Source organism: Falsiroseomonas oryzae (genome assembly GCF_027856955.1).
Taxonomy (GTDB): domain Bacteria; phylum Pseudomonadota; class Alphaproteobacteria; order Acetobacterales; family Acetobacteraceae; genus Falsiroseomonas; species Falsiroseomonas oryzae.
In genome coordinates this window covers 1-685 of the sequence record NZ_JAPSMD010000957.1, presented here as the reverse complement: position 1 = coordinate 685, position 685 = coordinate 1, and the positions used below count along the sequence as shown (strand labels likewise).

Sequence of the window (685 nt, the reverse complement as noted above, 5' to 3'; positions counted from 1 at the left end):
GCCGCGCGCGCGGAGGCCTCGGCCTCGGGCCACTGGTTCAGCGCGGCATGCGCCATGGACCGCGCGAGCGGCAGCGGCACGCCCTGGCCGGCGCGGCGCAGCTGCTCGGTGCTCAATACCTCCAGCGCACGCTGCGGATTGCCGATCGCGGCGAGGGCCGCGGCGTAGGCCAGCGCCAGCGCCGGCTCGTTCGGCGCGGCGGCATGCGCGCCGTCCAGCACCACCCGCGCGGCGTCAGAGCGCGGGCCGCGCGACGTCACCGTGGCGACCAGACGACCCAAAGCTTCCTGGTTGGCGGGCTGGCGGCGCAGCACCTCGCCCAGCAGGCGTTCCGCCTCGGCGGCGTTGCCCTGGGCGGTGGCGACGCGTGCCAGCCCGATACGCGCGCCGATGCTGTCGGGGAAGCTGCGCAGCACCCGCTCGAAGGCGGCCCTTGCACCCTGCGTGTCGAAGCGCGCCAGGCGCAGCAGGCCGTCCAGCGTGCCGGCGGCCTCGGTGTTGCGCTGGTCGCCCTCCAGCCGGTCGAGCTCGGCCTGCGCGGCAGCCATGTCGCCGCGCGCCAGCGCTGCCACCGCCAGCATCTCCCGCGCGCCGGCCTGGCTGGGCAGCAGGCGGAGCGAATCCTGCGCCGCCTGGGCGGTGCCGGCGGCGTCGCCGGCCGAGAGCCGTGCCGCAGCCAGGCGGG

Annotated in this window: 1 protein-coding gene; it reads right to left on the bottom strand. The window is 77.7% G+C overall.

The features are described 5' to 3' along the window. A partial coding sequence (locus OZN99_RS32940; RefSeq protein WP_270939377.1) for a tetratricopeptide repeat protein occupies nt 1-685 on the bottom strand: 685 nt, incomplete at both ends.